5 protein-coding genes are annotated in these 3,068 nt (G+C 69.6%); 2 read left to right on the plus strand and 3 right to left on the minus strand.

All coding sequences use genetic code 11. The annotated features are described in order from the left end of the window. Positions 1-69 precede the first annotated feature (69 nt). Complete coding sequence (locus C7C46_RS13610) at positions 70-465, minus strand: hypothetical protein (protein WP_245984396.1); 396 nt, start codon at positions 463-465, stop codon at positions 70-72. Positions 466-706: 241 nt separating this feature from the next. Next, positions 707-877, minus strand: coding sequence for a hydrophobic protein (locus C7C46_RS13615; protein WP_110669262.1), 171 nt, complete (start codon positions 875-877; stop codon positions 707-709). A gap of 126 nt (positions 878-1,003) precedes the next feature. Between C7C46_RS13615 and C7C46_RS13620 the strand changes: the two genes are divergently transcribed. Beyond that, positions 1,004-1,177, plus strand: a complete 174-nt coding sequence (locus C7C46_RS13620) for a CsbD family protein (protein WP_110669264.1) — start codon at positions 1,004-1,006, stop codon at positions 1,175-1,177. A 156-nt stretch (positions 1,178-1,333) separates the two neighbouring features. Here the strand turns inward: C7C46_RS13620 and C7C46_RS13625 are convergent, their stop codons facing one another. Continuing rightward, positions 1,334-1,573 carry a hypothetical protein gene (locus C7C46_RS13625; protein WP_146259084.1) on the minus strand — a complete coding sequence of 80 codons (240 nt, stop codon included), beginning with the start codon at positions 1,571-1,573 and terminating at the stop codon, positions 1,334-1,336. Positions 1,574-2,662: 1,089 nt separating this feature from the next. Between C7C46_RS13625 and C7C46_RS13630 the strand changes: the two genes are divergently transcribed. After that, positions 2,663-2,944: a helix-turn-helix domain-containing protein gene (locus C7C46_RS13630; protein ID WP_110669276.1), complete on the plus strand. Its 282-nt coding sequence runs from the start codon at positions 2,663-2,665 to the stop codon at positions 2,942-2,944. The last annotated feature ends 124 nt before the right edge of the window (positions 2,945-3,068 follow it).

Consider the following 3,068-nt stretch of genomic DNA (forward strand, 5'->3'; position numbering starts at 1 on the left):
CCCCGCCCTTCGTTCGCCGCCTCGGGACAAGGCCTCAGCGGGTTCGCCGGTGCCGACCCGCTGCCGGGGTCAACTGACTCGGCTGATCTGCGCGAGGGCGTCCTGGAGCCGGCGGACGGCATCCTCCGCCTCCGTGTACTCCTCAGGAGTCGGCAGGACAGTGCCGAAGGTGCCGCCACGGTCAGCGGGCAGGGCGCGCCAGCGCAGGACCGGTTCGAGGGCCTCGATGGCGCCGGAGAGGAACCAGGCCAGGCGGCCGTGAGTACGCGCGAGACTGACCGCGAGGACGGCGAGCGACTCCCGCAGGTGCTCGAGCCGTTTGATCTGCGGCAAGGCCTCCTGGACCTCCCGCTCGGCGACGGCGCCGCGCAGGCCGACCTCGGCCTCGCGAGCGAGAGCATGGTCGCCCAGCGCCGGTTGCCACACCTGGTCCTGGATCTGCTGTTCGGCTTCCTCGGCCAGCACTGCGACGATCCTTCGCATGTTCATGCGCCTCACTCTAATGAGTGGGTCCGGTGGCCCGGCCCGGTTCTGTGCGAATCCCGACAGGGGAGGCCGCGGTCGGCGAAGCGCACGGCGATCCGGGTCAGGTGGCACCCCGTCGACAGCCCGTCGTGGACACTTCCGCTGCATAGGGCGGACATGGCGGCGTGGCGTGCACACCGGAGTGTTCACGCCACGCCAGGGCCATGCGCTCGGCCGGTGCCTACCAGCGGTACCAGCGGCCGCGGCTGCCGGAGGCGCCGGTGCCCCGGGCCACGAACCCCAGCAGCCAGACCACCAGGACCACGATCGCCACCCACCACAGGGCCTTCAGTGCGAAGCCGGCGCCGAACAGGATCAGGGCCAGGAGCAGAACAAGAAGAAGGGGAACCATGGTGACCTCCGTTGTTGTCAGTGTCGGCCAGCCGCTTGCCCCGGTCTGCGCGACGTATGCGGGGAATCTTTTGGCGAGTCGGGGGCAAGCGGTGGGCAGGACAGCTTCGACGAACCGGAGGCCGACATGAGTGCCGACAACAAGATCGAGAACGCCGCCGAGAAGGCCAAGGGCGCGGTCAAGGAGGGCGCCGGCAAGGTGACCGGCAACGAGCGCCTGGAGGCCGAGGGCAAGGCCGACCAGGTGAAGGGCGACGTCAAGCAGGCGGGTGAGCACGTGAAGGACGCCTTCAAGCACTGACCCTCGCCACGAAACGGACTGTGCGGCGGTAGCCCCCACTTGACGGGGGCTACCGCCGCACAGTCCGTTCAGCTCTTGGCAGCCGGTCGCGCGGCCATGGCTGCGGGCCACAGCAGGCCGGGGCCGGCACCCGAGGTGTCCGGCCGACTCGGCATGTCAGACCCCCGGCAGGTGGCCGCCGTGCCGGCTGCTGGTGTCGATGGCGTCGCGCAGGGCGGGCAGGTCCGCGATGGCGGCCTGCTCGGCGAAGCGGGCCAGCAGCCGACGAAGGACCCGCTCGTCCCGGTCGCGGACGGCTTCGGCGATGGCCGCCGCCAGCGACGCCTGGCTGTGCGGGTCGGGGGTGCGCGCCTGCCCTGCGGTCTGCGGCACGTCCAGCGCTCGCCTCGTGCTCACTCGTCCTCCTGGCTGCCTGGCGCGGCGTCCTCCGTCCTGGCGGCTGCGGCGCCCGAACGCCGCCCCTGTGCGGGGCGCAGAATACCTCCCCGACCGACACCGAAGAATCTATGCTCGCTGAAGTAGACATTGCCGCGCGCCGTCGTTAGTGTTTCTCTCGTAGACGAGGTCAAGCGGTACCCGCCAGACACGAACTGGCGTGCGCAGGAAAGAAGTTCGCAGTTCGGCACGGTTGCAGGGTCCTGAAGCCAGGGATGGTGCATTAAGGCAACAGGGCCGGTGGCCGGGCCTGGCGGCCCGCAGGTATCAGGGGCTGCCGACCACGCGGTACCGCAGTTCAGCAGTACGCAGGACACGCCGGGCTGGTGGGCGTGAAGAAGGTTGACGCAAAAGGCGGCGCGGTAGCGGAGCCCCGGAGCCACAGCAGGTGCAGGACGGCGACGGGACTGGCGACCGGGCCAGGCGGCCCGCAGGTATCAGGGGCTGCCACCGAGCGGTACCGCAGTTCGGTTTGTGCAACATCAGCAGGTGAAGTCGAGTTCTGCAGTATCGGCAGTCTCAGTACGCAGCATCCCAGTGAAGGCGCCAGGCTGCCGGCGCGCGTGCTGGAAGTCCGGCAGTGGGGTTCCAAGCCGAGTGGTTGAGCAGGACGGGCAACGGGGCTGGCTACCGGAACCGGCGGAGCACCAAGGCCGCCACGGCAGTACCGGGTAGTGGTTACTACCCCGCAGTTCGCAGTAATCGGTTAGTCCAGAGGATGAACGGAGGGGACAGAGCGCCATCAGGATCGCCCGGCCCGTGAAGAATCACCCGGGCGGATTCCGAAGACCCCCAAGGCAAGGACGGTGGTTTCCGGTCACGCATACGCGATCCCCGCATGCCCCATCCCCCGGGGCGAGGCGGACATAAGGAAGCCGGCCACAGGGTCGGTAGATGGTGTAGAACCCTTCGGGGCCCCGGGAGCCGCAACGGCCCCGGGGCCCCTCAGCGCGTCCCCCGACCAGACAACGAAGAGGTGCAGTGACCACGACAACCATTCGACCGCATGCCCTCGACTCCCTCGACGACGACGACTACCCCGCCTACACCATGGGCCGCGCCGCCGAGATGACCGGCACCACCCCTGGCTTCCTGCGCTCCCTCGGCGAGCAGGGCCTCATCACACCCTTGCGCTCGGAGGGCGGACATCGCCGCTACTCCCGCTACCAACTACGGATCGCGATGCGCGCCCGCGACCTCGTCGACCAGGGCACCGCCATCGAGGCCGCCTGCCGCATCATCATCCTCGAGGACCAACTCGAAGAAGCGCTGCACATCAACCAGCAGCTCCGTTCCGCCCAGCACGGCCAGGAACCGGCCGCCCACACCTGACCCGCCCACCACGACGAGACCGGCCGAATGCACCGGCCCGCGGGGGATACGCGTCGTGGCGCAAGGCCGAGGGGCCCGCACCGGCAACATGTGCGCGGTGCGGGCCCCTCGCTACCAGGCGGGT

Source organism: Streptomyces tateyamensis (assembly GCF_003205575.1).
Lineage (GTDB): Bacteria > Actinomycetota > Actinomycetes > Streptomycetales > Streptomycetaceae > Kitasatospora > Kitasatospora tateyamensis.